The organism is Thiohalophilus thiocyanatoxydans, assembly GCF_004366735.1.
GTDB classification, from domain to species: Bacteria; Pseudomonadota; Gammaproteobacteria; order UBA6429; family Thiohalophilaceae; genus Thiohalophilus; species Thiohalophilus thiocyanatoxydans.
The window spans coordinates 482,873-506,464 of record NZ_SOQX01000002.1 but is presented as its reverse complement, the minus strand read 5'-3'; the positions used below and the strand labels follow the sequence as shown (position 1 = coordinate 506,464).

Genomic DNA, 23,592 nt, shown 5'->3' with positions numbered 1-23,592 from the left:
GACAATAAAATAGGTATACTGCGCCCCCCGATTTCTCTTTTCATGCTCATATTGATTTTTACTATTTAATTCTTTTACTTATATAATCCTGAGTTTGACTAGCACTCAGCTCAGTTGTTGATGGCCCAGTACGGACGAAGAAACGTTCTACATCACCGTCTTTGACGAACACAGGAGATGGTGATTTTGAACACCTTATGACCAGTACTCGATCCCCATTATGATCATCAAATTGCATATGCATATAAGTCAGAGATTGAGGACCCATTTTTGACTTAACGATATTTACCAGATGCAAACTCATTTTGTCTTCATTTGGAAATTTATCGGCCTCGATACCTACTGGAACACCATCATCTGAGATACCGATGATTAATGTCCCTCCATATGTATTAAGAAATCCCGCCAGCGTTTTTAATGCGCCCATTTCCATTCGCTTGTCAGACTCGCCTGTATGCAAATTTATACGAAGTGTAGATTTAAACTCTATAGAACCTGATTCTCCACTATCGATTATGGATGCCAAATCAAATACATCCACACCTTCATCGTCCTTTTGTCCTTGCGTTAATTTTTCATAGCCCTCGCGAATAATTTGCGCCATTAGTTCCCGACGCTTTTCAAGAAATTCCCTATATTCCATATTTTCCCATTCTGGAGGTAATGCATGAAATCGATACATTGCTTCAAGAGTCGATTTTGAAAATCTATTTTTTAATTTAGGAAGATATTCAGAGGGTGAGTCATCAGACGCTTTTATATTATCTGACCACTCTAAGTAGGCATAATTAGCAATCTGGTTCGTTTCCCGCGTACTAGTTATACCGATTTTTGCAAGATAATTCTTAGGAAAAAGGTGATGTCTCTCAATTGCAGAGCGTTGCGCTTGCAAAGACGGATCAAGAAGCTCTGCAATTTTTGCATCAGAAAACAGGACTGGCGCCTCTAACAATACAAGGGAGGCATTATAAGCAAACAATGATGGGCTTCTTGGTGACGATGTAGCCAAATCGTTAGGTAACGTAACTGACCAGTAGTCATTTGTGAGCGTAATATTGCATATATGCTGAAGCCTTTTGACAAACTCCTCTGGACTATCTACATCGCGTAATCTGGCCAGATCGAATTCCATAGCTGACTCCGGCGATCCAGTAAAACGTCCAGTTACGGCTGACATAAAAAACCATTGAGCTATTACTTTCCGTAGTACATACGGGTCAACACCGATTTCAACTCGTCCTATTAAATAGAGTATGTAAGAAAACAATAGATTATTTTTCGAGCTAATCATTTTTCCATTACGGAAACCTGCCATACGAATACAGGCTAAAAAATCATGCCAGAACTGAACATCCAGTGTCCAAGCCTGGGCGCGCTTAAGATTTTCAAACTGCTCAATACGACGTTCTGTACTGAATTTTTCAGTCTCTAAGTCTTTTCCTCGTAGAATAGAATAGACATAGCGAAGTCGCGCTCTTTTAAATGCCACACCAACACTAACTCGTAACAATTGGTCTGGATCAGGTTCTATAAAGTGATTGAAAGGCGAGGCAGTTCCCTTTGTTGGCTTACGGGCATCCTTACAAAACTTTTCAAGTTCTGAACGCCCTTCGTCCCAAAAAACTGACATAAGTGTCAGAATAAAGTCTGATTGATTAAGCGGCGTTCCTTTACTATTAATTCTTACAAATACATCTGAAACATCTTCTTCTGAAATATCTGCTGCGAGTTCAAGAGCTGTAAACGGGAACGTCAACAAACTTTGTAATTTCGTTAATGAATTTTGTATTTTTTCTGTCTCTTCATCACTTACTTCTTTTGTCGCCTTCAGAGCAGTTAGATACTCAGTGGCAACCTTGAAGATATTAGTGTGACCAGCCCATATTTGTGAAATGTCAGGAATAAAAGATTTATCACGTTCAATGGCAGCATCAACTACCTCAAAGCGCTCTTCAGTTGGATTGAATGCAATTTTAATTCGCTCACTATCATAATTCTCACGAACAACTTCAACACCTTTTACTACAGCATACAAAGATGTGAGTCTTTGTTGCCCATCGACAATCACTAACCGTGGTGGCTTTTGTTTGTTATCAGTACCGATTGTTTTGTCATCAGCCAACCCATTGCGCCAGAGTAATAAATAACCCACCGGGTAACCACGATACATGGAATCAAAAAGATCGCGAACTTTCGCATTTTTCCAAACAAAAGGCCTCTGAATATCTGGCAGACCTATTTCACCAAGTTCGATATATTTTACCAACGACCCCAAATCATAATCGACTTTTGTGAATACTGTGTCACTCATACTAAACTCCAACTTTGTGATAATGTTTCTGCCTGCTTGAGGACGAGGTCTATTGCCTCATCAGCCTTGTCGGGCGGGTATTTGTAGCGGCGGAGCAAGACGCGGACCATGTTGCGGAGTTTGGCGCGGACGCTGTCTCGGACTTGCCAGTCGACGGTGGTGCTTTTGCGTAGCTTCTCGACCAGTTCATGGGCGATTTTCTTAAGAGTCTCATCGCCCAGCTCGCGCACGGCGCTTTCGTTGTTGGCCAGGGCATCGTAGAAGGCCACTTCATCCTCGTTCAGGCCCAGTTCTTCGTGGCGTTTTACTGCCTCCTGGAAGTCCTTGGCCATCTGGATCAGTTCCTCGATGACCTGGGCAGTTTCGATGGCGCGGTTGCGGTATTTGGTTAAGGATTCCAGCAGGCGGTCGCTGTATTTTTTCTCCTGCACCACGTTGTTACGGGTATGGGAGCGGATTTCGTCACGTAGCAGTTTTTCCAGTAGCTCCACGGCGAAGTTGCGCTCTTTCATGTGGCGCAGGTCGGAGAGAAATTCATCATCCAGCAGGCCGATATTGGGTTTGTCGAGACCGGCGAGCTGGAAAACGTCCTCGACGCCCTCGGCGATGACGGCGTTGTCGAGGATCTGTTTGAGCATGGAATTGCGTTTTGCTTCGTCGCGCTTTTTGTCCACCGATTCGGTCTTGCTGATAACGGATTTGACGCCGTTGAAGAAGGCAATTTCGGTTTTGTACTCCTCCGCCTCATCCAGTGTACCGCACAGGGCCATGGCCTTGCTCATCGCCAGCACCGTATCCATAAAGCGCTTTTTGCCTTCCTCCAGGCCCAGAATGTGGTTGGCCGCCGGGATGAGCAGGGCGGTGCCTTCGGTCTCATAATCGCCGTAATCAAAGCCCTGAAACATGCCGCGGACGATGTCGACTTTTTCTACCAGCACGGCGAAGGCTTCCTCGGCCATGTGGGTCGGCCGGCCCCGGCCCTTGGCTTCGGTGTATTCCTTGAGGGCCTGCTTTAGTTCGTTGGCGATTCCGATGTAGTCCACTACCACGCCGCCGGGCTTGTCCCGGAACACCCGGTTGACGCGGGCGATGGCCTGCATCAGGTTGTGCCCGCGCATGGGCTTGTCCACATACATGGTATGCACGCAGGGGGCGTCGAAGCCGGTGAGCCACATGTCTCGCACGATCACCAGTTTCAGCGGATCGTCGGGGTTCTTGAAGCGCGCTTCCAGGCGCTTTTTCTGCTGTTTGTTGTAATTGTGTGGCTGTAACAGTTCTTTGTCCGAGGCCGAGGCGGTCATGATGACCTTGATGGCGCCCTTTTCGATATCCGTGTCGTGCCAATCCGGTCGCAGGGTGGTGAGTTCATTATAGAGGTGGGCGCAGATATCGCGGCTCATTGCCACGATCATACCTTTGCCCTCGATAAACGCATTGCGCTCCTCGAAGTGGCGCACCAGATCCTCGGCCACTTCCTTGATGCGCGGCTGGGCGCCGACCAGCTTTTCCAGCGCCGCCCACTGGCCCTTGGTCTTCTCGCGCGTGCTGACGTCCTCTTCGTCCTCCATGACCTCTTCGACATCCTCGTTGAGCTTTCCGATTTCGGCCTGGTTGATGTCGAGCTTGGCGAGGCGGCTTTCGTAATAGATGGGTACGGTGGCGCCGTCATCCACCGCATCCTGAATGTCGTAGATGCTGACGTAATCGCCAAAGACCGCGCGGGTATCCTTGTCCTCGGTGGAAATGGGTGTGCCGGTAAAACCGATAAACGAGGCCATCGGCAGGGCATCGCGCATGTGTTTGGCGTAGCCGTATTTGTATTTGCCGGTTTTCTTGTCCAGCACCGCCTTGTGGCCGTACTGGCTGCGGTGGGCCTCGTCGGAGATCACCACAATATTGCTGCGCTCGGTCAGCGCCGGATGGTGATCCTCGCCATTGACCAGGGAGAACTTCTGTACCGTGGTGAAGATGATCCCGCCCGACTGGCGCGACTCCAGCAGCTCGCGCAGCTCCTCGCGGCTGTCAGCGCGCACCGGGTCCTGCTTGAGCAGCATGCGGGCGGCGACGAAATTCTCGAATAACTGATTGTCCAGATCGTTGCGGTCGGTCACCACCACCAGGGTGGGGTTCTGCATCTCCGGCTGCTGTAACAGCTTGCCGGCATAACAGACCATGGAGATGCTCTTGCCCGAGCCCTGGGTGTGCCACACCACCCCGGCCTTGCGCGAACCGGGCACCACTTCTTTGCCATAGGTCGCCCGTTCTTCCTGTACAGCTTTGTATTCAGGGTGCGAGGCGATCACCGTCACCCGCACCGCCTCGCGCACGGCATGGAACTGATGATACCCGGCGATTTTCTTGATCAGGTTGTCGCCATCCTGCTCGAACAGCACAAAATGGCGAATGTAATCCAGCAGCAGTTCCCGATCGAAAAAGCCCCGAACTATTTTCTCCAGCTCGAAATCGACCAGTGGCCTGTCGTTTTCATTCTTGATGGTACGCCAGGGCATGAACCGTTCGGCACTGGCGGTCAGCGACCCGATGCGGGCAACCGGCCCATCGGAGATTACCAGGGCCTCGTTGAATAGGAACAGGTCGGTAATTTCATTCTTGTAGGTTTGTAGCTGGTCGTAGGCCTTCCAGACATCGGCGTTTTCATCGGCCGGATTTTTCAGTTCCAGTACAGCGATGGGCAGGCCGTTGATGAACACCACGACATCGGGACGGCGGTTCATCTTGGTGCCGAGCAGGGTAAACTGGTTAACAGCGAGAAACTGATTATTGGCAGGATTGTGAAAGTCGATCAGCTGAACGTGGTCGGATTGCGTCTCACCGGCCTGGTCGGTGTACTCTACCGGCACCCCTTCCAGCAGCCATTTCTGGAAGGTGTAGTTATTGCGGATCAGAACCGGGCTTTCGGGTTTGCCCAGCGGATGGATGACCTGCTCATCCAACACCTCGGAGGGCACGTGGGGGTTGATGCGTCGCAGTGCCTGATGCAGCCGACCAGTGAGGAGTACCTGCCGGTAATCCTCCCGCTCCGGGGCCTCGCCGTCGGGAGCGATATCCGGGCCATGGGCGGTCTCGTACCCCGCTTCGTGGAACCAGTTGAGGCAGAGTTGTTCGAGTTGATCTTCGGTAATCATGTCCCTGCCAGTTTTATCTGATTTCCAACCCGCTCATATGTGCGGCCTGTTAGCCTATTTAAGTGATATACCAAACCTCCACCATAATATCTTGGTTTAGTACCATTAAACCCAAACCCACCTCGAAGTTCACTATTATTTTCAAATGCACTTATAAGCCCTGTAATCTGCTGATCACTCAAATTATCAATATAAGGTAACAGCTCTGCCATTGTATTTGCATTATCATAACTAGTGCATTCATGTGCTGTTTTTATGTACGCATCAATCATCTTATCTTGCTTTATAAGAATTTTTGCAATTCCCATTGCTGTACTTTTCCAATCACTTCGCAATGCTTGAAACTTACCTATAAATCCATATGGGTCTCTACCTATTTTTATAGCAACTATCGGCACGCCTCTACCAAAAGCAACGCCTACTTCCTGATCCGTCCAGTCGCTTTCGTGAAAATTCTTCGTCATTAAGGCAACAAATGAATCCATTGAAAACAAAGCGTTTTCTATTTCATTCTGCCATTCTTTTGTTGGGTGTATGTCCTGATGCGCCACGAATGCCGAGACACCAAACAATTTTAGCTTTTCTTTCACTCCCGCCACATCGGCCTTGACTTCCGACTTGTGACTAAGAAAGACACGATATCTGCCATCTTCCCAGATTCTCCCCTCTGATTCAGGTGGCACCGTTTTCTTATTCGACAAAAGAACACCAGATTCTTTACGCCAATCATGGTCTTCGGCTATCTCCATTTCGAGGATTACGGCATCTATATATTCATTTTCAGAATTATGTGATTTACCTAGATCCTGGCTAATTCTATTTTGATACTCTTCTTTTTGATTTATTACTCTTAAATATAATGACTCTGGTAGAACTAAATAGACACTATGTCCATACATTCCTCCATTCCAATTATCATACCCACTCTCCTCATGTATCCTAATTTGTGCGTTCACAATAATTTCTTGCAGCTCTTTATTTCCTTCTTGTGCATAGACTTTTGAGAGCATAGCTAAATAGCGCTCTATATTTCTGGGTAAACCGTATTTTGATTCAATAGCACTCATATCTGTAATTCTTCTATCTAGTCACCTTTAACTTCTGCTTCTTCGTCCAAGTTGACAAACATCTTTCCAATCAAATCAATTTCGCTTTTTGTATGATGACCAGATATAGGAATAAAACTCACATCTTCATCTTTCAATATATCGAAACAGTTCTCGCCTACAAATGGGTTAGCGATAATGCCGTCAAAGAAAAGTTGATATAAAAGAACCCAATATTGATCCAACTCATAGAGATCGGAGCTATCCAAGTTATCGACAAACTGCTTTGTTTCACCCTCAAAAACACCGACCTGGTAAAGCATGAGTATTGCCATGCAATCTCTAGTCTCCAAAACTTTCTCTACTGCGTCATAACAAATAACCAAGTCATTCTCGACAAGATAATAAAGCGCCCAACACATACCATCGGAACGCCTGTTTATGGCATTTTCTATAAGAATTTCATTTAAGTTCCGTGCATAAGGCGTGCAATCTATTTTTTTTAGCTCGACTAAATGATTGAGCAACGGTAACAATAAAGGATAAAACCGGGAAATATTCAATAGATATTCAAAAACAGGCTGGACGGCATATTCGTCTAATCTATAAATAATATTTTTTACAGCAAACTTGAGCACACTCCCATCTGGCGTTTTTTTCTTGAGCTGAACCGCAAAATCAATATATCTCAGAGCTTCACTTGCTCCGTAGTGCTTACCTGTTTTCGGTGGATCGTTAGGTGTTCCAGCAGGCATCCTTGTACTCAACTCCACCACCCAATCTGAATCTATTGGGGCTGGTAACTCGACAATTTCTGTTTTTTTTAGATTTAGAGTTAGCTTGTACTTTCTAAGCTCATCATTGAGGTCCCGGAAGAAATCTTGACTTTCTTCATATTCCTCACAGTAGCACGTGAAATCATCTATATATCTATAATATGTATATTTACTGCTCAGATTCTCGTCAATCTTCGCCAAGATTGCTTCCGATACGACATTCGATGTACCAGGCCCTATTGCCACTCCCTGCGTTTCATTTCGCTTTATCATCCTTTGATGGTAATCGAGCCGGTTAAACCATAATGCTTTATGAGCTGGATTCTTGTGTGGAGCATGTGACTTTGCATAAGAAAACCCAACCGTTGCCCAAGGTATAGCATGGGTATAGATACTTGGAAAACAATTCGAAATATCCGTGTGAGCTCGAAATTTTTTACCAAAACCAATAGTAAGTGACCTGTTGGTCTTTTCTAATGGCTCTTCATAATCCATCACTAAAGCACGCATATCTGCGTGCACTTCAGGCTTAATCAAACTGTTTTCATTGTCGCATATATATTTTAGCTCGTTCCAATTATCACATATGCAGTTTACAAGGTGCGCATATGGCATAGGATGAGGAATTGCCAATGGACGAGAAACATTGTTATACCGCGTTGCATAATACTCAATCTGATCGTAACCACCTTGTCTCAACGCTTCTGCTACAAGTCTCTTCGCTACATGCGGGGTGAATTGACGCGTTGAAAATATGGAAGGAAGTTCCTCACTTTTACTTTTTTGATTCGGAAAGTAGTTCCAGCGCGTTAACGCCTCATACATATAATCCGAATCAACGCTCACGCCACAGCCTCCGTTGTCGATTGGGCACCCTCGACGCTGACTTCGCCTGTGAGTAGTTTTGGCAACAGCACGTCTCTTATTTCAGGCAACAACCTATTTTCTTCCCCATTTTTCTTTGCTTCACTCAAATAACCGCCAGACACCTTATCAAATGCTTTCAACAACTCATGTGGATAGTCCAACCATTTCTGTTCAGCTATAGCTTTTGCATTAGCACGCTGCCTACCACTCGTACCCGTCATAGTCTGTATAGCTTTAGTTCTAAATGATTCTTGGCGTGCAATAATATAACCCAGCGATAAAGGTCGATTGTCTTTTGGCCTCATCACTATGTACTCGGTTGATCCCCAACCAACCTGATCCTCATCAAGAAAATCAACAAATGCCGTTTTACCGTTTTCTAAACATGGTGTAATTCGTGCCAACAAAGTGTCGCCATTGATAAATTTAGTTCCACTCCCCATTTCTCTTAAATATACATCTTCTGCTATATGCCCTTGAGTTGGAACGTTTTTCATATCCAAGTAAGGTGCTAGCTCCCCTTTTTTAAGAGTACGTTTGGGATTAAATTCTAGTATCTGACCCAAGTTAGTTACGCCCCACCCTTTCGGTATTTCACCGAGTTCTGAGACTTCTAATTCGTCGGGGAAGAGTGCTGCTGTCTCGGCGAGTTGTTTGTATTGTTTTTTGCTGAGTTGTTCGAGCTCTTCGTCGGTTTTTCCGCTGATCGCGCGCATGGCGGCGCGTTTGGGGTCCTGGCCGTTTTGTTTGGCCTGTATTTTAGCCTTGACGGGCTCGAAGTCGACGAACCAGGATTTGAAAATAGCCTGGGCGATTTGTTCGAGGGTTTGGTTGATTTGGCGGTTCAGTTCGATTTTGTCAGATAGTGAACTCAATATTTCTGCAATTGCATCTTCACTTCCAGGGTGTCTAGGGATATTTAAATTCTTCAATACAGGTATTCTGACATTACTTACAGTAGATCCAGTCCCTTCATTCCAGGATATTTCATGTTGTACAGCAGGCGACTGTAATGCAAACAATAAATACTTACTATTTACATCTTTTTTTGGCCTTAATAATACTTGCCGTTGGCCCAGACAGCATTTAACTCCCTCTGGAATCATGCATACTTCACCCATAGGGGCTTCTCGCGTAAAAACAATGTCTCCGGGCCGTGGTTCCGCCCTTTTTATCCTTTGTTTGAAATGCTCCTCATTAGTAAAACTTGGATCAGAAAGGTCTAGCCTACCGTTCCTAATGTTCTGATTACGCAGTACTATTAGCCCACTATCTTTCCACTTAGGTGTTGAGTGTGGGCAGTCAACAACAAGTTCACACATTGATTCAAGGATATCAGTTTGAATATCCATTCTACGATCCCTTAACCATATTCATCAGCTTTTGGTACTGTTTTTTCCATGATGCTGGCGGAGACTTACAAATCCCATCTTCCCTAGAAAAAGCACAAACATTTGGCATCATATTTTTTGAACAGATGTTTGGGTTCGTGTGCCTACAGCCCACTGTTTGCGTTTCTGTATCTTCGTCATTTAATGGGGCATGAAAGGTATCTGGATTTTTATTACTCATACTTCGTATCCTAGACCCGCCAAATTCTTTTTGATCTCAGCTTCCAGCGTGTCACTCTGCTCGAACTGTTCCTTGAGCTGTGTGGTCAAGCGCTGCATTTTATCCGCGAAGGGTTCGCCGTCGTCTTCCTCTTCCACCGCGCCGACGTAGCGGCCAGGGGTGAGGACGTAGTCGTGCTTTTTAATTTCGTCGAGGGTGGCGCTTTTGCAGAAGCCGGGGATGTCTTCGTATAGAGATTGCTTCGCTTCGCTTGCAATGACATCGTTGCGCCAGGCATGGAACGTGTCGGCGATCTTGCGGATGTCGTCTTCGCTGAAGTCGCGCAGGATGCGGTCTTTCATGTAGCCGAGGCTGCGGGCGTCGATGAACAGGACTTCGCCGCTGCGATCGCGCAGTACGGGGTTGTTGCCTTTGTCTGAATTCGGGTCGGCCAGTTCCTTTTGTTTGCCGCCCTGCTTGGTCCTGGCCAGGAACCATATGCAGGCGGGGATCTGGGTGTTGGTGAACAACTGGCCCGGCAGCGCGACCATGCATTCGACACGGTCGGCCTCGATCAGGTTTTTGCGGATTTCACCTTCGTTATTGGTGTTGGAACTCATGGAGCCGTTGGCCAGCAACAGCGCCATGCTGCCGTTGGGCGCCAGGTGATAGAGCATGTGCTGCATCCAGGCGAAGTTGGCATTATTGGCCGGCGGTGTGCCGTACTGCCAGCGCGGGTCGTCTTCCTTCACGCCGCTGTTCCACTCCTTCATGTTGAAGGGCGGGTTGGCCATGACGAAATCGGCGCGCAGATCGGGGTGCTTGTCGCTGCTGAAGCTGTTGGCCGGCTCGTTGCCGAAGTTGAAGTCGATGCCGCGGATGGCCATGTTCATGGCGGCCAGGCGCCAGGTGGTGGGGTTGGACTCCTGGCCGTAGACCGAGATGTTGCCCAGCTTGCCGCCGTGCTGCTCGATGAACTTTTCCGACTGCACGAAGAAGCCACCGGAGCCCATGGCCGGGTCGTAGACGCGGCCCTTGTAGGGTTGCAGCATTTCGACGATGAGCCCGACGATGGACTTGGGGGTGAAGTACTGGCCGCCCTTTTTGCCCTCGGCCAGGGCGAACTCGCCGAGGAAGTATTCGTAAACGTGGCCGAGGATGTCCTTGGCGCCGAGGCTTTTGTGTTGAAAGGGGATCTCGGAGATGTGATTGATCAGCCCGATCAGCACGCTGGCGTCGATGTGGCGCTGGGCGTAACGCTTGTCGAGTACGCCCTTGAGGCGGGGGTTTTCCTTTTCGATCGCCTCCAGCGCGTCGTCGATTAACTTGGCGACCGAGCGGAACTCGTATTCCTCCTTTTTGCCGTTGGTGATCGTGATCTTGCTGCCCGGCGACAGGTTGGCGTTATCGCGCAGGGTTTTCCAACGCGCCAGGGCCGGCACCCAGAAGACGTTCTTTTCGGTGTAGTAGTCGCGGATTTCCTGCTCTTCGCGGATGGTCTGTTCGTACTCCTCGTCCGAGTCGTAATTCGCCCGCAGGACCCCGTAGTCGTGATCCTCGTCGCGCAGCATATCTTCGACTTCCTGGCGACGCTCATCGAAGGCATCGCTGACGTACTTGAGGAAGATCAGCCCCAGCACCACGTGCTTGTACTCCGCCGCGTCCACGTTGGAGCGCAGGCGGTCCGCTGCATTCCAGAGCTTTTTATCGAGGTCGTTGAGGAATTGTTGTTCTTCTTGCTTCATGCGGGTCCTTTGATTAGCGATATCTCTAGCCTAGCTTAGAGTCCTTATTAATAGTATCAGGGATACCCCTTAGTCGAAATCGGCCTTTAGGCGATTTCGACAGGTACGAGGGGCGAGTTACGAGGGACGAGGAGAAGGAATAGTCGGCAGCTGGCAGATAGCAGTCGGCGGGCCCTTCGGGCAGTGACGAGGGACGAGTTACGAGGGACGAGGAGAAGGAATAGTTGGCAGTTGGCAGATAGCAGTCGGCAGTAAAGAACAATTCAAGCCATGCAAGCTAGTCATGGCGTATAATTAACATCAAAAAACAATCATAAAATATTGTTTTTACGGTGTTATTTCCATATTCGCATCATTGATTTTGCCCCGGGTGGCCGGGGCGCTGTGGCCCCGGCAGTGGACCACCACCACCAGCCGCCCCGCTCCGTGTGTCACGACTCGCACAGCGCCGGAAAACCTTGTTAGACTCTCGGCCATGCGACATTACCGCCAATGGATATCCCGCCAGAGCTGGCTGATCGGACTGCTGTTCGGCAGTCTGCTGATGATGTTGTTGTTCCCCTCCCATCTACATCTGCACCACCTGGATGACGCCGCCAGCGAGCATGGGCATGTGGTCGATCGGCATTTTCTGACCGATATCGGCAGCCATGGGGAGACGGGTTCCGATTCGACGCCGCTGAAGAGCGGCCCGGGGACGCTGGTCAAGAAGTTCAGCGACCTCTCCCTGGATGTTGCCCTGCTGATGGTGCTGGTCCTGTTGTTGCCCCTCACGGGCAGGACACTCAGCCGGGCCCGAAAACAGTTTACGCTTCGACCGCCCCGTTATTATTCGCTCTCTCCCCCGCTGCGCGCCCCGCCGCAATACTGAAACTCCCCTGCTTTGCTGTTTTGATGCCACGGCCTATTTCTGTGCCGTGTGTGACGGTTCTGTGTGTTTGCCTGCCTGATCAGGCTAGCGCAGACCACTGATGAGAATTTCTGGAGTACGTAGTGATGGCGATTCGAGCGCTATGGGTGGGCCTGTTGTTGATGAGCCTGCCGTTTTCGGTTCCGGCGGCGTCGGCCGAGGATGAGATCACCCTGTCCGAGACGATCGTGCGGGTGTTGCAACACAACCCGACGATCCAGGCGATGGATTACCGGGCAGGCGCGACGGCGGCGCGCATTGAACAGGCGAGCCAGGCGCCGCCCTGGCGGGTCGGGCTGGAGCTAGAGAATGTCGCCGGCACCGGTGTCTACAGCGGGACGGATCGATTGCAGTCCACCCTGAGCCTGGCGAAGGTGCTGGAACTGGGTGATAAGCCTGAACAGCGGACGGAGGTGGCCCGGGCGCGGGCCGGGTTGTTGCAGGATGAGCTCTCCGCGCAACGGCTGGATATCGTGGCTACCGCCTCGCGGCGTTATCTGCAGGTGTTGATCCTGCAGCAGCGCATTGCGTTGATCGAACAGGCCCGCCAGACCCGCCAGCAAACCCTGCAATCGGTCAGCCAACGGGTCGAGGCCGGGCGCTCGCCGACGGCCGAACGTTTTCGGGCACAAAACGCCCTCGACCAGACCCGACTGGAACTGCAACGCCAGCGCCATGCGCTCGAGGTGGCGCGCTTGAAGCTGGCCAACATGTGGGGCGCGGCGTCGGCCGGGTTCGGGGCGCTGTCGGCGGATCTGTACGATCTGCCCTCGCCCGAACCTTTCGACACCTTGAAGGCCCGGCTTGCGGCCAATCCCCGTATCGCGCAGTTTGCCACCGAGCAACGCCTCGCCGAGGCCCGCTATCGTCTGGCACAGTCGCGCCGCTCGCTGGATGTTCAACTGCGTGGCGGGGTGCGCCACCAGCGCCAGACGGACGACGCGGCGTTGGTCTTCTCCTTCAGCGTGCCGCTGGGCAGCGGCTCGCGCGCCGAGCCCTATATCGACGAGGCGCAACAACGCCACCGGCAACAACCTTACGAACAGGAACAGCAACGCCTGGCCCTGCTCTCGGCCCTGTACGAGGCCTATCAGGAGATGCGTTATGCCTATACCGCGCTGGAGACCTTACAAGAGTCGATCATCCCCGGGGCCGAACGCGCGTTGCGCGATTATCGTCGCGGTTATCAACGCGGGCGCTATTCGCTGCTCGAATTGAATGATGCCGAGCAAGCGCTGATCGACAGTCGCCTGGAGCGGGTTGCCACCGCCGCCACCTATCATCGTGCCCGGTTCGAGATCGAACGCCTTACCGGCACGGCTGTACAGACAGGAGTTTCCCAATGAGTTTGCCCAAAAAATCCCCGGCGATCGCGATCGCCGTGATCGCCCTGCTGGCGCTGGCTGTGTTGCTGGTGATGGTGTTGGATAAGCCGGAGTCAACGGCCGCCGGTAATACCTCGGCCCATGGCGGCCAAGCCGATCACGAGGAAGTCCCGCGCGGTCCACAGGGCGGACGGCTGCTGGAGCAAGATAACTTTGCGCTGGAATTGACCATAGTCGAACAGGGCGTGCCGCCGGAGTATCACGTTTATGCCTATGCCGACGGTGAGCCGCTGGATCCCGATAACGTGGATCTGACCATCACGCTCGATCGCCTGGGCGGACGTCAGGATCGCATTGGCTTTAAACCGTTTGAGGATTATCTGCGCGGCCAGCAGACCGTTGTCGAGCCCCACTCGTTCGATGTGACGGTCGAAGCCAGTTATCAGGGAGAGGAGTACCGCTGGCAATTTGACAACCACGAAGGGCGCACCACGATCCCCAACGCGATGGCGGAACTGTCCGGTATCGCGACCGAGACCGCCGGGCCGCAAACCCTGGAACGGGTGGTCACGCTGCACGGGCGGGTGCAGGTCGATCCCGATCGGCTGTCCCAACTGCGCGCCCGCTTCCCCGGCGTGGTGCAATCCATCGAGGGCGATCTGGGCACGCGGGTGAAACAGGGCGAGACCCTGGCCGTCATCCAGAGTAACGAGAGCCTGCAAAACTACACCCTCAAGGCCCCCATCGACGGGGTGATCGTCAAACGCAATCTGCAGATCGGCCAGGCCACCGGCGACGCGGTGCTGTTTGTGATCGCCGATCTGTCGCAGGTCTGGGTGCAGCTGGATGTCTTCGGCCGCGATACCGAACAGGTCGAAGTCGGTCAGACCGTGCATGTCGGAAATCTGGAAGGGTACGAGCGCGAGGGGGTGATCGACTGGATCTCGCCCCTGGCGGAACATGCCAGCCAGAGCGTGCGCGCGCGGATCGTGCTGGACAATCCCGACGGCCGGCTACGACCGGGCCAGTTCGTGCACGGCGAGGTGGTGGTCGAACAGGAGGAGGTGCCGCTGGCGGTACGTCATTCGGCCATTCAGGACTTTCGGGACTTCAAGGTGGTGTATGCCAAATTCGATGACACCTACGAGGTGCGCATGCTGGAGCTGGGACGCCGCGACGCCCAATGGGTCGAGGTGCTCGGCGGCCTGGAACCGGGCACGCCGTATGTCACGCAAAACAGCTACCTGATCAAGGCGGACATCGAGAAGTCCGGCGCCACGCATGCGCACTGAGGATTAAAGTATGTTGAATCGAATTATTGCGTTTTCCCTGGCGCATCGCTGGCTGGTGCTGGTCGCCGTACTGCTTGTTACAGCGCTGGGGATCTATAACTACCAGCGCCTGCCCATCGATGCGGTGCCGGATATCACCAATATCCAGGTGCAGATCAACACCGATGCGCCGGGCTATTCGCCGCTGGAGTCCGAACAACGGATCACCTTCCCGGTGGAGACCGCTATGGCCGGCCTGCCCGGGCTGGACTATACCCGTTCCCTCTCCCGCTACGGCCTGTCGCAGGTGACGGTGGTGTTCAAGGAAGGCACGGATATCTATCGCGCCCGGCAACTGGTGAACGAACGGCTCTCCGGGGTCAAGTCGAAGCTGCCCGCCGATATCGAACCGGCCATGGGGCCGATCGCCACCGGGCTGGGCGAGATCTTTATGTACACGGTCAGCGGCGATAACCATTCGCCCATGGAACTCCGCACGGTGCAGGACTGGATCGTGCGCCCGCAGTTGCGCCAGACCCCCGGCGTGGTGGAAGTGAATACCATCGGCGGTTATACCAAGCAGTTTCATGTGCTGCCCTACCCCGACAAGCTGCTGGCGCATGATCTCACCCTGCAGGATGTGATGCGGGCCCTGGCGCGCAACAACCGCAACACCGGCGCCGGCTATATCGAACGCTTCGGCGCGCAGTACACCATTCGCTCGCCGGGGCAGCTGGCCGACCTGGACGCGATCCGGGAGATTACCGTGGCCAAGCGCAACGGCGTGCCGATCCCGCTGGCCAGTGTGGCGGATGTGAAACTGGGCAATGAACTGCGCACCGGCGCCGCGACCCGCGACGGCCAGGAGGTGGTACTGGGCACGGTCTTTATGCTGATGGGCGAGAACAGCCGCGAAGTGGCGCAGGCCGCCGCGCAACGCATCGAGCAGATCAAACCCTCCCTGCCCGACGGGGTGGAGCTCAACGCGGTCTACGATCGCACCAGCCTGGTGGACAAGACCATCGCCACCGTGCAGAAGAACCTGGCCGAGGGCGCGTTGCTGGTGATCCTGGTGCTGTTTTTGTTGCTCGGCAACTGGCGCGCCGCGTTGATCACCGCGGCGGTGATCCCGCTGGCGATGTTGATGACCGTCAGCGGCATGGTGGGCTCACGCGTCTCCGGTAACCTGATGAGCCTGGGCGCGCTGGACTTCGGCCTGATTGTCGATGGCGCGGTGATCATCGTGGAAAACTGTCTGCGACGACTGGGCGAGTACCAGCGCATGCACGGCGGGCTGCCCAACCTGAAACAGCGCCTGCGGGTGGTGCAGGAGGCGACCACGGAAGTGATCCGCCCCAGCGTGTTCGGGGTGACGATCATTATGATCGTGTATGTGCCGATCTTTGCCCTCAGTGGCGTGGAAGGCAAGATGTTCGAGCCCATGGCCTTTACCGTGGTCACCGCCCTCTTCTCGGCGTTGATCCTCTCGGTGACGGCGGTCCCGGCCGCGGTGGCCGTGTTTGTGCGCGGGCCGATCAACGAACAGGAGAACCGGGCGATGCGCGGCCTGCGCCGCGTTTACGAACCGGTGCTGAATCGGGCGCTGGCGAACAAGTTGCCCGTGGTGGTGATGGCTGTCGCCCTGGTGGGCATCGCCGCGCTGCAGGCCACGCGCATGGGCAGCGAGTTTGTCCCCGATTTGGATGAAGGCGACATTGCCATGCATGCCCTGCGCATTCCCGGCACCAGCCTGTCGCAGTCGATCGAGATGCAACAGCATGTGGAGGCGAAGGTGCGTGAGTTCGCCGAGGTCAAACATGTGTTCAGCAAGATCGGCACGCCCGAGGTGGCCACTGATCCCATGCCGCCCAACGTGGCCGACACCTTTATTATTATGCAGCCGCGCGAGCAGTGGCCCGATCCGCGCAAACCCAAGGCGCAACTGGTGCGCGAACTGGAAGCGGCGGTCACCGACCTGCCCGGCAACAAGTACGAGTTCACCCAGCCGATCCAGATGCGCTTTAATGAATTGATATCGGGGGTGCGCGCGGATCTGGCGGTGAAGATCTACGGCGATGATCTCGACACGCTGGTCGAGCTGGCCGAACAGATCGAGACCACCGTGCGCGGCGTGCCGGGGGCGGCGGATGTGCGCACCGAGCAGACCACCGGGTTGCCGTTGCTGACCGTCACGCCCGATCGCGAGCGCCTCGCGCTGTACGGGCTGGACGTCGCCTCGGTCCAGGAGGTGCTGCAGACCGCCACCGGCGGCAGCAGCGTGGGTCAGATCTACCAGGGCGATCGCCGCTTTGATCTGGTGGTGCGCCTGCCCGAAGATTTGCGTACTGATCTCGATGCCCTGGCACGCTTGCCGATCTCCCTGTCAGCCGATACGCAGCGCGAAGTTGAAGGCGACGCCGACATGCTGGGGGTGGGCCACGGCCTGGAGGAGAGTATCCCGCTGGGGGAAGTGGCGACGATCGATTTTCAAACCGGACCCAGCCAGATCAGCCGCGAGAACGGCAAGCGGCGCATCTTTGTTACCGCCAATGTTCGCGGCCAGGATCTGGGCAGCTTTGTCGATGCGGTCAGTGAGGCCGTGCGTTCCGAAGTCGATCTGCCCGCCGGGTACTGGATCGATTACGGCGGCACTTTTGAGCAGCTGATCGCCGCCGCGCAGCGGCTGTCGCTGGTGGTGCCGTTGACGCTGTTGCTGATCTTCGGCCTGCTGTTCATGGCCTTCGACTCGGCACGCGATGCGGGGCTGGTGTTCAGCGCCGTACCGCTGGCGTTGACCGGCGGCATCGCCGCCCTCGCCCTGCGCGGCATGCCCTTGTCCATCTCCGCGGCGGTCGGGTTTATTGCACTGTCGGGGATCGCGGTGCTCAATGGCGTGGTGATGCTCTCTTACATAAGACAGTTGCGTAACCAGGGCATCGCGCTGGATCAGGCGATTTTCGACGGCGCCATGCGCCGCCTGCGCCCGGTGATGATGACCGCCCTGGTCGCCAGTCTCGGTTTCGTGCCCATGGCCTTCAACGTCGGCATCGGCGCCGAAGTCCAACGGCCCCTGGCCACCGTGGTGATCGGCGGGATCGTCTCTTCCACATTACTGACCCTGGTGGTGTTGCCGGTGTTGTATCGGTTGGCTTATGCCAGACAGGCATAAAGATAGTTTGCAGTTGGCAGATAGCAGTCGGCAGTCTGTAGGCCCGATAAAGCGAAGCGGTATCGGGCAAATAGCCTGTTCCAACTTCATGCGCTTTATACTCTGGCTAATCCTGTAGGTCACGCTGGCGCGTTAGCCTGCGTGACTCCCCTGCCGATACGGAGAATGTCAGGTAGCGCTGCGCGCAACCTGACCTACATGGCTGGTAGCCGAGGTAGGTCGGATCAAGCACCCTTTGGAGCATGAACTACGCGGACCGATACATTGACTCTAAACAACTGTTCCAACTTCATGCGCACTTTATACTCTGGCTAATCCTGTAGGTCACGCTGGCGTTAGCCTGCGTGACTCCCCTGCCGATACGGAGAATGTCAGGTAGCGCTGCGCGCAACCTGACCTACGTTTCACAGCCCTTCGGGCAGGACCAAGGGACGAGTTACGAGGGACGAGGAAAGATAGTTTGCAGTTGGCAGATAGCCGTCGGCAGTCGCAGAAGTAGGGTGCGTTCTACGCACCGTTAACCTCGCATCAAGAACGAGGTGCGTAGGACGCACCCTACCCGGGTTTAACCCGCAGGTCGGATCAAGCGCCCTTTGGGGCATAAACTTCGTGGATCCGGCGCTACGAGCAAAGGGACAAGGAAAGATAGTTGGCCGTTGACAGTGAAGAGCCGGTTCAAGGACAGCGCGAGCACCGAGGTCGCTTTCTTTAATTGGCCGCCTTGAGGAAGACCATGATGTCCCGGGCGGTCATACCCGGCAGATTCGCTACCTTGCGCATGTGCATCACCGACACTTCCCATTCGTAGTCCTGGAGCTCTTTGGTGTCCCGCATGTTATGACAGCGTGCGCAATTGTTTTGCCACGCCTCGGCGCCCCGGGCGAATTGCTGCGAGTCGTTGCCGGCTTCCTCGGCCTGCACGATACCGGCCGTACCAAGTACCAGGGCGGCGGCAGCAAGCGCCGCTTTGACTGTTGTCTTTGCGCATAGAAGCTTCATGATCGTGTCTCCGCATTAAACCCTGTTAGAAACCGTAGGCGAATTGAACGAGGAACTGCTCGTAATCCTCGCCCTCGTCCGGACTCACCGATTGATAGGCCGTCTTGAGGATGGCGCTGGGCGCAAGCAGGTAGTTCAGACCGACCGTCCATTCGCTGCGCGTTTCCTCTATCCATGGGCCGTAGCCGTCCCCACTGTAGTCACTGTAACGCAGGACCGGCTCCCATTTGCCAAACTGCCGCGCCCCCTGCACGTACCAGGCCTCCCAGTTCGTCTCAGGCAGGGTGCTTGTACTGCCGGCGCCGTGTGCGCCCGCCCCAAGGTGCTCGCCCAGGGAGGAGTCCAGATACTCGGCCCGAAACTCCCAGGGCGCCCGGGTGTAGGCGGCGTCCACGCCCCACAGATCGAGATCGCCGTCGGTCACCGCGCCCGCATCGGCCTCCTCACCGGGGATTTCGGCGCTCAGGAACGAGACACCGAACTCCAGTTGCGAGGCGGGCAGGAAGATCCCGAAGCGGCCGCTGAGCGCCTTGTTGCTATTATTATCCGCGTTAAAGCCTTCGAGCTCGGGACCGTGGTGGCCGCCCTGCGGCCCGTTGCCCACGGCCAGGGCATAGCCAAATATCGCACCGCCCAGCGGGACGCCGCCGCGCGCCTGGACCCCGACATCGCTGAGCGGCTGCACCCCGCCATGTCCGAATCCCGCCGGGGCGTTCGGCAGCTTGTTGATCCAGGTCGGATGCAGGCGCTCCTGGAACTGGCCGACTGGACTCAGGAATTGCCCGGCCACGAGGGTGAGCGAGTCATTGACGAAGTAGTTCAGATCGACATACTCCATGGCCACCGAGGTTGTCCCGTCATCCCCGAGCTCGATCTGCAGCTCCGCCTCAAACAGCAAATTGTCTTTATACAGCCAGTGAAAGACCGGGTTGAAATGACCGACCGAGAATTTGTCGTCGGTATCGTCCTGATTCGAGGACTCGAAGCCGACGTCGGCGTAGCCGGCCAGGTGCCACTTGCTGTCGGCCCGCTCTTCGGCACCCGCCTCCAGCTCGATCGCCTCAAGCTTCTGTTCCAGCGTCTCGATCCGCTGCTTGAGATCGTCGTCAGCGCCCAGGGCCACACCCGGAACCACCAGGGCGGCCCCCAGCGTGGCGACCACCGCCCGGGTGCACGCCGTTTTTTTGAATTTATCCATTGTCTCACCCTCTTTGTTCGGGTTTCCCATGTAAGAAGATATGCGCGGGGTCATGGTTGGCCGTTGTGTCATCACAGGTCGCGCGAAGTGTGGCTGATGCAAGCCGATCGCGATAGACCGCGTGTATGACACACAATACTTGCAGGTTAGCGCTGCGAGCGCGGGGTACGGGGTGTTGCTCGATTGTCCATGCAGTCATCGGATTCCCGCCAACCGGTGTTGGCATTCAACCTAAACCTGGCAATCGCTAATACAAGGCTGAGCTGATTTAGAGTGGATTTGGCAAACTATCTCATCAACGTAGATCAAATATGGGCAGAATGCCAGCAGGTGCCAATAAGCACAGGGACGAGGGAAGATAGTTGGCAGTTGGCAGATAGCAGTCGGCAGAGGTAGGCCGGATCAAGCAAAGCGGATCCGGCGCATTCGCTTTAAGCCGCATCGTTGTGTAATGAATGTAGCTTTTCGAGTGTGTCGGGGTATTCACGCACCATCAGGATCAACGCCGCGGCCTGGGCATTGGGTTTGGCCCGGCCCTGCTCCCAGTTTTCCAGGGTTCGGGTCGAGACGCGCAAATGGCGGGCGAATACGGCGCGCGACACGTTCAGTTTTTCGCGTGTCTCGCGAATGGTATCGGCGGCAATTTCCAGGGGCGGTAATTCGTCGATTTCATGAGAGCGCAGTGTGATCTTGCCTTCACGCTCCTGGCTCATGGCATCGACACCCTCGATCAATTCATCAAACAGTTTGCGTTTATGGGTCATTGCTTTCTTCATAAAACGAGTGTACGCGAATTGCGTACAGACACAAGGTTTGACGAAGCCTAGGCTATATCAAGGGACAAGAAGAGATAGTTGGCAGATGGCAGTCATCAGAGAAGAGCGAGATTTACCCCCTCTACGCCTGTAGTCAGAGAATTTGTTAATATTCATAGCCTTACAAGCTATTTCAAGATGTAACCTTATCCTAAAATAAGCGAGCAACTTGTTTTAACTTCCACCCGGGATGCTTGACGTCACACGTCCCGCCTTCTAGTATTTGCCTATGATACGGAGCTTCAGGGACAGGGCGATTACCACTGACAGGTGAGCTTGATGACTACCCCGACGAACAAATTGCCGCCGATTCATCCCGGTGAGTTTCTGCGCGAGGATATGGACGAACTGGGCCTCTCGGCACGGGCACTCGCCGAGGCCATTGATGTGCCGCATAACCGGATTGCTGCCATCCTGCGTGGAGAACGGGCGATTACCGCCGATACGGCCCTGCGCCTGGCCCGTTACTTCGGTACCAGCGCCGAGGTCTGGATGAACCTGCAGCAGGCCTACGACCTGAAGAAAACCGAACTCGAGCGCGGCCAGGAAATTCGCAAAGCGGTTAAACGGAATAAAGATAGTTTTCAGTCGGTAGTTGGCAGGTAGCAGTCGGCAGAGAAAGGCCGTACGGTCGCCGCGCATTGGTATGGCCGCCTTTACTTCTCCCCTCGCCTGAAATAGCTAAAATTAGCTTTGTTATTCATAACTCTTTTCGTTATTTTTAAAGTGCAGCCCCCGGGTAAATCCTCTCCCAACCTCCGAGTTGGTGATGATCCTGGGGTTTTTCATTTCCGGGCCGATGAATTCTCTGGTGCGTCACCTCATTCCTGGGGTCTGCGGCACTCCTACAGGCGATTTTGGCAAGGATAAATGGAGACGGTTCTACGGTCTATTTTATATCCAACCTGGATTTGGCTTCCTCGAGTGAATATTCGCGTCCTGCCTCCAGATCAGTCAGCCCTGCTACCACGGCGTGCATGAAGGCCTGATCTTCTGCGGATTTGTCGCCATCGATGATTCGACCGGGATTGACCTTCAGTCCGGTTGCGGGAAGTCCATCTTTGGAAAATTTGCCTGTCATCACTACCGTTCCCCAATTCGCGATTCTGGACTGATAATAGCACTCGTAGAATAGCCCGGGAGGCTCACATGTTGATATATAAACCACTTGAAATATATATCATATCTTATTGTTTTAAATGGATTATTCAATCCGCATCCTCGTAATCGATGCTGATCCGGTCCCCGGCCACGGGGCGAAAATGGGTGTCGGCGTAGGCGACGTGGTCCGGGTGGTTCCTGTAACTGTCCGCGACCTCGCGGTGGGCGAAGCGGATGACCCAGCAGTGTTGATATGTGGCGTCTTCCTGCAGGGCGTTGCCGGTGAAGACGCGGCGCACGCCGGGGATGTTGCTGAGGGTGTCGCGACCGATCTGCATCAGCTCGTCCACCTGTTCGGCCGTGGTGCCCTCGGTGTTGTAGACGATGACGTGCTCGACCTCCTGCCAGGGCTCGGCCTCGGCCAGGACGGCGGCGGCCTTGCCGTCACTGCCCCACTGGCGGATGCGTTTTTCGCACTCTTGCTGGATGGCGCCGATGACGCCTTTGACCAGGCCGGTGTAACCGCAGCCGCTATCTGCTTGGGCATTGGCGCGGATCTGTTTGCCGGCGGCATCGGCCAGGGCGGTGTAATAGTTGATCTTGGTGACGCCGTTGGCGATCAGATCCTGGAACTGTTGATCGGAGAGACCGGTGCCGCCGTGAATGACCAATGGGATCCCAAGCGCGTCGTTGATGGCGCCGAGGCGTTCGATGTCCAGGTTGGGTTCGCCTTTCATGCGCCCGTGCACGGTGCCGATGGAGACGGCCAGAAAATCGACGCCGGTGCGCTCGACATACTCCTTGGCCTCCGCCACTTCGGTATAGCGGACTTCACCGGGATGGCGTTCGGCGTCCTCACCCTCGACGCCGGCGACGTAGCCCAGTTCGCCTTCGACCGGCACCCCGCAAGCGTGGGCCATCCCGACAATCTTGCGCGTGTAGTCCACGTTGCCTTCAAAGGGCCGGGTGGAGGCGTCCACCATGACCCCGGTGCAGCCCAGGTTGATGCCCTGCACCGCGCTCTCGTAGGTGGCGCCGTGATCCAGATGAATGGCGACCGGTACATTGGCGCGGCGCGCGGCCGAGACCACCGCCGGCATGAGGGTGGGAAAGTCGAAGTAATCAAAATGGGATTCGGCCAGACTCAGGATCACCGGCGCCTCGCAGGCTTCGGCGGCGTTGAGAATGGCGTGCAGAAAATCGAGACTGACCAGATCAAAGGCCGCAACGGCATACCGTTCACGGTGGGCATGCTGCAGCATGTCACGCATATTGACCAGGGGCATGGGACAGACTCCTTTGGCAGTTGAGCTCGGGTTGCCGTAGTCTGCCCCAGAAGACTGAATCAGTAAATATCAATCC

Annotated in this window: 17 protein-coding genes; 5 read left to right on the top strand and 12 right to left on the bottom strand. The window is 54.3% G+C overall.

What is annotated here, in order from left to right; translation table 11 throughout:
• Positions 1-61: 61 nt before the first annotated feature.
• The 7 genes from EDC23_RS06080 to EDC23_RS06050 are packed head-to-tail and all read right to left on the bottom strand — an operon-like array spanning position 62 to position 11,442.
• The gene (locus EDC23_RS06080; protein WP_134082122.1) at positions 62-2,311 is read right to left on the bottom strand and encodes a GmrSD restriction endonuclease domain-containing protein; all 2,250 of its coding nucleotides are present in this window, start codon (positions 2,309-2,311) and stop codon (positions 62-64) included.
• Positions 2,308-5,454: a type I restriction endonuclease subunit R gene (locus tag EDC23_RS06075; RefSeq protein WP_134082584.1), complete on the bottom strand. Its 3,147-nt coding sequence runs from the start codon at positions 5,452-5,454 to the stop codon at positions 2,308-2,310. The genes EDC23_RS06080 and EDC23_RS06075 overlap by 4 nt, the downstream gene beginning before the upstream one ends.
• Positions 5,454-6,524: a toll/interleukin-1 receptor domain-containing protein gene (locus tag EDC23_RS06070; RefSeq protein WP_134082121.1), complete on the bottom strand. Its 1,071-nt coding sequence runs from the start codon at positions 6,522-6,524 to the stop codon at positions 5,454-5,456. The genes EDC23_RS06075 and EDC23_RS06070 overlap by 1 nt, the downstream gene beginning before the upstream one ends.
• 17 nt (positions 6,525-6,541) lie before the next feature.
• A complete protein-coding gene (gene drt4 / locus EDC23_RS06065) occupies positions 6,542-8,125 on the bottom strand; it encodes an antiviral reverse transcriptase Drt4 (RefSeq protein WP_134082120.1) in 1,584 nt (527 codons plus the stop codon).
• The gene (locus EDC23_RS06060; protein WP_208321292.1) at positions 8,122-9,498 is read right to left on the bottom strand and encodes a restriction endonuclease subunit S; all 1,377 of its coding nucleotides are present in this window, start codon (positions 9,496-9,498) and stop codon (positions 8,122-8,124) included. The genes drt4 and EDC23_RS06060 overlap by 4 nt, the downstream gene beginning before the upstream one ends.
• Position 9,499: 1 nt before the next feature.
• Positions 9,500-9,718 carry a hypothetical protein gene (locus EDC23_RS06055; protein WP_134082118.1) on the bottom strand — a complete coding sequence of 73 codons (219 nt, stop codon included), beginning with the start codon at positions 9,716-9,718 and terminating at the stop codon, positions 9,500-9,502.
• Complete coding sequence (locus EDC23_RS06050; protein WP_134082117.1) at positions 9,715-11,442, bottom strand: class I SAM-dependent DNA methyltransferase; 1,728 nt, start codon at positions 11,440-11,442, stop codon at positions 9,715-9,717. The genes EDC23_RS06055 and EDC23_RS06050 overlap by 4 nt, the downstream gene beginning before the upstream one ends.
• A gap of 475 nt (positions 11,443-11,917) precedes the next feature.
• Between EDC23_RS06050 and EDC23_RS06045 the strand changes: the two genes are divergently transcribed.
• The 4 genes from EDC23_RS06045 (at position 11,918) to EDC23_RS06030 (ending at position 18,117) form a co-directional block, all read left to right on the top strand.
• Positions 11,918-12,313, top strand: coding sequence for a hypothetical protein (locus EDC23_RS06045; protein ID WP_134082116.1), 396 nt, complete (start codon positions 11,918-11,920; stop codon positions 12,311-12,313).
• A 125-nt stretch (positions 12,314-12,438) separates the two neighbouring features.
• Positions 12,439-13,698 carry a TolC family protein gene (locus EDC23_RS06040; protein ID WP_243830735.1) on the top strand — a complete coding sequence of 420 codons (1,260 nt, stop codon included), beginning with the start codon at positions 12,439-12,441 and terminating at the stop codon, positions 13,696-13,698.
• A complete protein-coding gene (locus EDC23_RS06035; protein WP_134082114.1) occupies positions 13,695-14,969 on the top strand; it encodes an efflux RND transporter periplasmic adaptor subunit in 1,275 nt (424 codons plus the stop codon). Before EDC23_RS06040 ends, EDC23_RS06035 begins: the two co-directional genes overlap by 4 nt.
• A gap of 10 nt (positions 14,970-14,979) precedes the next feature.
• The gene (locus EDC23_RS06030; protein WP_134082112.1) at positions 14,980-18,117 is read left to right on the top strand and encodes an efflux RND transporter permease subunit; all 3,138 of its coding nucleotides are present in this window, start codon (positions 14,980-14,982) and stop codon (positions 18,115-18,117) included.
• Positions 18,118-18,825: 708 nt separating this feature from the next.
• Here the strand turns inward: EDC23_RS06030 and EDC23_RS06025 are convergent.
• The 3 genes from EDC23_RS06025 to EDC23_RS06015 form a co-directional block, all read right to left on the bottom strand.
• On the bottom strand, positions 18,826-19,116 hold the full coding sequence (locus EDC23_RS06025; protein WP_134082111.1) for a c-type cytochrome: 291 nt from the start codon (positions 19,114-19,116) through the stop codon (positions 18,826-18,828).
• 25 nt (positions 19,117-19,141) lie between these two features.
• Positions 19,142-20,314: a porin gene (locus tag EDC23_RS06020; RefSeq protein ID WP_166668783.1), complete on the bottom strand. Its 1,173-nt coding sequence runs from the start codon at positions 20,312-20,314 to the stop codon at positions 19,142-19,144.
• A 431-nt stretch (positions 20,315-20,745) separates the two neighbouring features.
• Entirely contained in the window at positions 20,746-21,078 is a 333-nt protein-coding gene (locus EDC23_RS06015; protein ID WP_134082109.1) for a helix-turn-helix domain-containing protein, read from the bottom strand.
• A 330-nt stretch (positions 21,079-21,408) separates the two neighbouring features.
• Between EDC23_RS06015 and EDC23_RS06010 the strand changes: the two genes are divergently transcribed.
• Positions 21,409-21,735: a HigA family addiction module antitoxin gene (locus tag EDC23_RS06010; RefSeq protein WP_134082107.1), complete on the top strand. Its 327-nt coding sequence runs from the start codon at positions 21,409-21,411 to the stop codon at positions 21,733-21,735.
• 283 nt (positions 21,736-22,018) lie between these two features.
• Here EDC23_RS06010 and EDC23_RS06005 read toward each other — a convergent pair whose 3' ends face one another.
• On the bottom strand, positions 22,019-22,210 hold the full coding sequence (locus EDC23_RS06005) for a prevent-host-death family protein (protein ID WP_134082106.1): 192 nt from the start codon (positions 22,208-22,210) through the stop codon (positions 22,019-22,021).
• Positions 22,211-22,337: 127 nt separating this feature from the next.
• The gene (locus EDC23_RS06000) at positions 22,338-23,516 is read right to left on the bottom strand and encodes a ketose-bisphosphate aldolase (RefSeq protein WP_134082105.1); all 1,179 of its coding nucleotides are present in this window, start codon (positions 23,514-23,516) and stop codon (positions 22,338-22,340) included.
• Positions 23,517-23,592 lie beyond the last annotated feature (76 nt).

Bases quoted from the DNA above. Each gene is read 5' to 3' on its own strand.
- EDC23_RS06080 (WP_134082122.1), bottom strand. From the start codon at position 2,311: ATGAGTGACACAGTATTCACAAAAGTCGATTATGATTTGGGGTCGTTG.
- EDC23_RS06070 (WP_134082121.1), bottom strand. From the start codon at position 6,524: ATGAGTGCTATTGAATCAAAATACGGTTTACCCAGAAATATAGAGCGC.
- EDC23_RS06060 (WP_208321292.1), bottom strand. From the start codon at position 9,498: ATGGATATTCAAACTGATATCCTTGAATCAATGTGTGAACTTGTTGTT.
- EDC23_RS06055 (WP_134082118.1), bottom strand. From the start codon at position 9,718: ATGAGTAATAAAAATCCAGATACCTTTCATGCCCCATTAAATGACGAA.
- EDC23_RS06050 (WP_134082117.1), bottom strand. From the start codon at position 11,442: ATGAAGCAAGAAGAACAACAATTCCTCAACGACCTCGATAAAAAGCTC.
- EDC23_RS06045 (WP_134082116.1), top strand. From the start codon at position 11,918: ATGCGACATTACCGCCAATGGATATCCCGCCAGAGCTGGCTGATCGGA.
- EDC23_RS06040 (WP_243830735.1), top strand. From the start codon at position 12,439: ATGGCGATTCGAGCGCTATGGGTGGGCCTGTTGTTGATGAGCCTGCCG.
- EDC23_RS06035 (WP_134082114.1), top strand. From the start codon at position 13,695: ATGAGTTTGCCCAAAAAATCCCCGGCGATCGCGATCGCCGTGATCGCC.
- EDC23_RS06030 (WP_134082112.1), top strand. From the start codon at position 14,980: ATGTTGAATCGAATTATTGCGTTTTCCCTGGCGCATCGCTGGCTGGTG.
- EDC23_RS06025 (WP_134082111.1), bottom strand. From the start codon at position 19,116: ATGAAGCTTCTATGCGCAAAGACAACAGTCAAAGCGGCGCTTGCTGCC.
- EDC23_RS06020 (WP_166668783.1), bottom strand. From the start codon at position 20,314: ATGGATAAATTCAAAAAAACGGCGTGCACCCGGGCGGTGGTCGCCACG.
- EDC23_RS06015 (WP_134082109.1), bottom strand. From the start codon at position 21,078: ATGACCCATAAACGCAAACTGTTTGATGAATTGATCGAGGGTGTCGAT.
- EDC23_RS06010 (WP_134082107.1), top strand. From the start codon at position 21,409: ATGACTACCCCGACGAACAAATTGCCGCCGATTCATCCCGGTGAGTTT.
- EDC23_RS06005 (WP_134082106.1), bottom strand. From the start codon at position 22,210: ATGACAGGCAAATTTTCCAAAGATGGACTTCCCGCAACCGGACTGAAG.
- EDC23_RS06000 (WP_134082105.1), bottom strand. From the start codon at position 23,516: ATGCCCCTGGTCAATATGCGTGACATGCTGCAGCATGCCCACCGTGAA.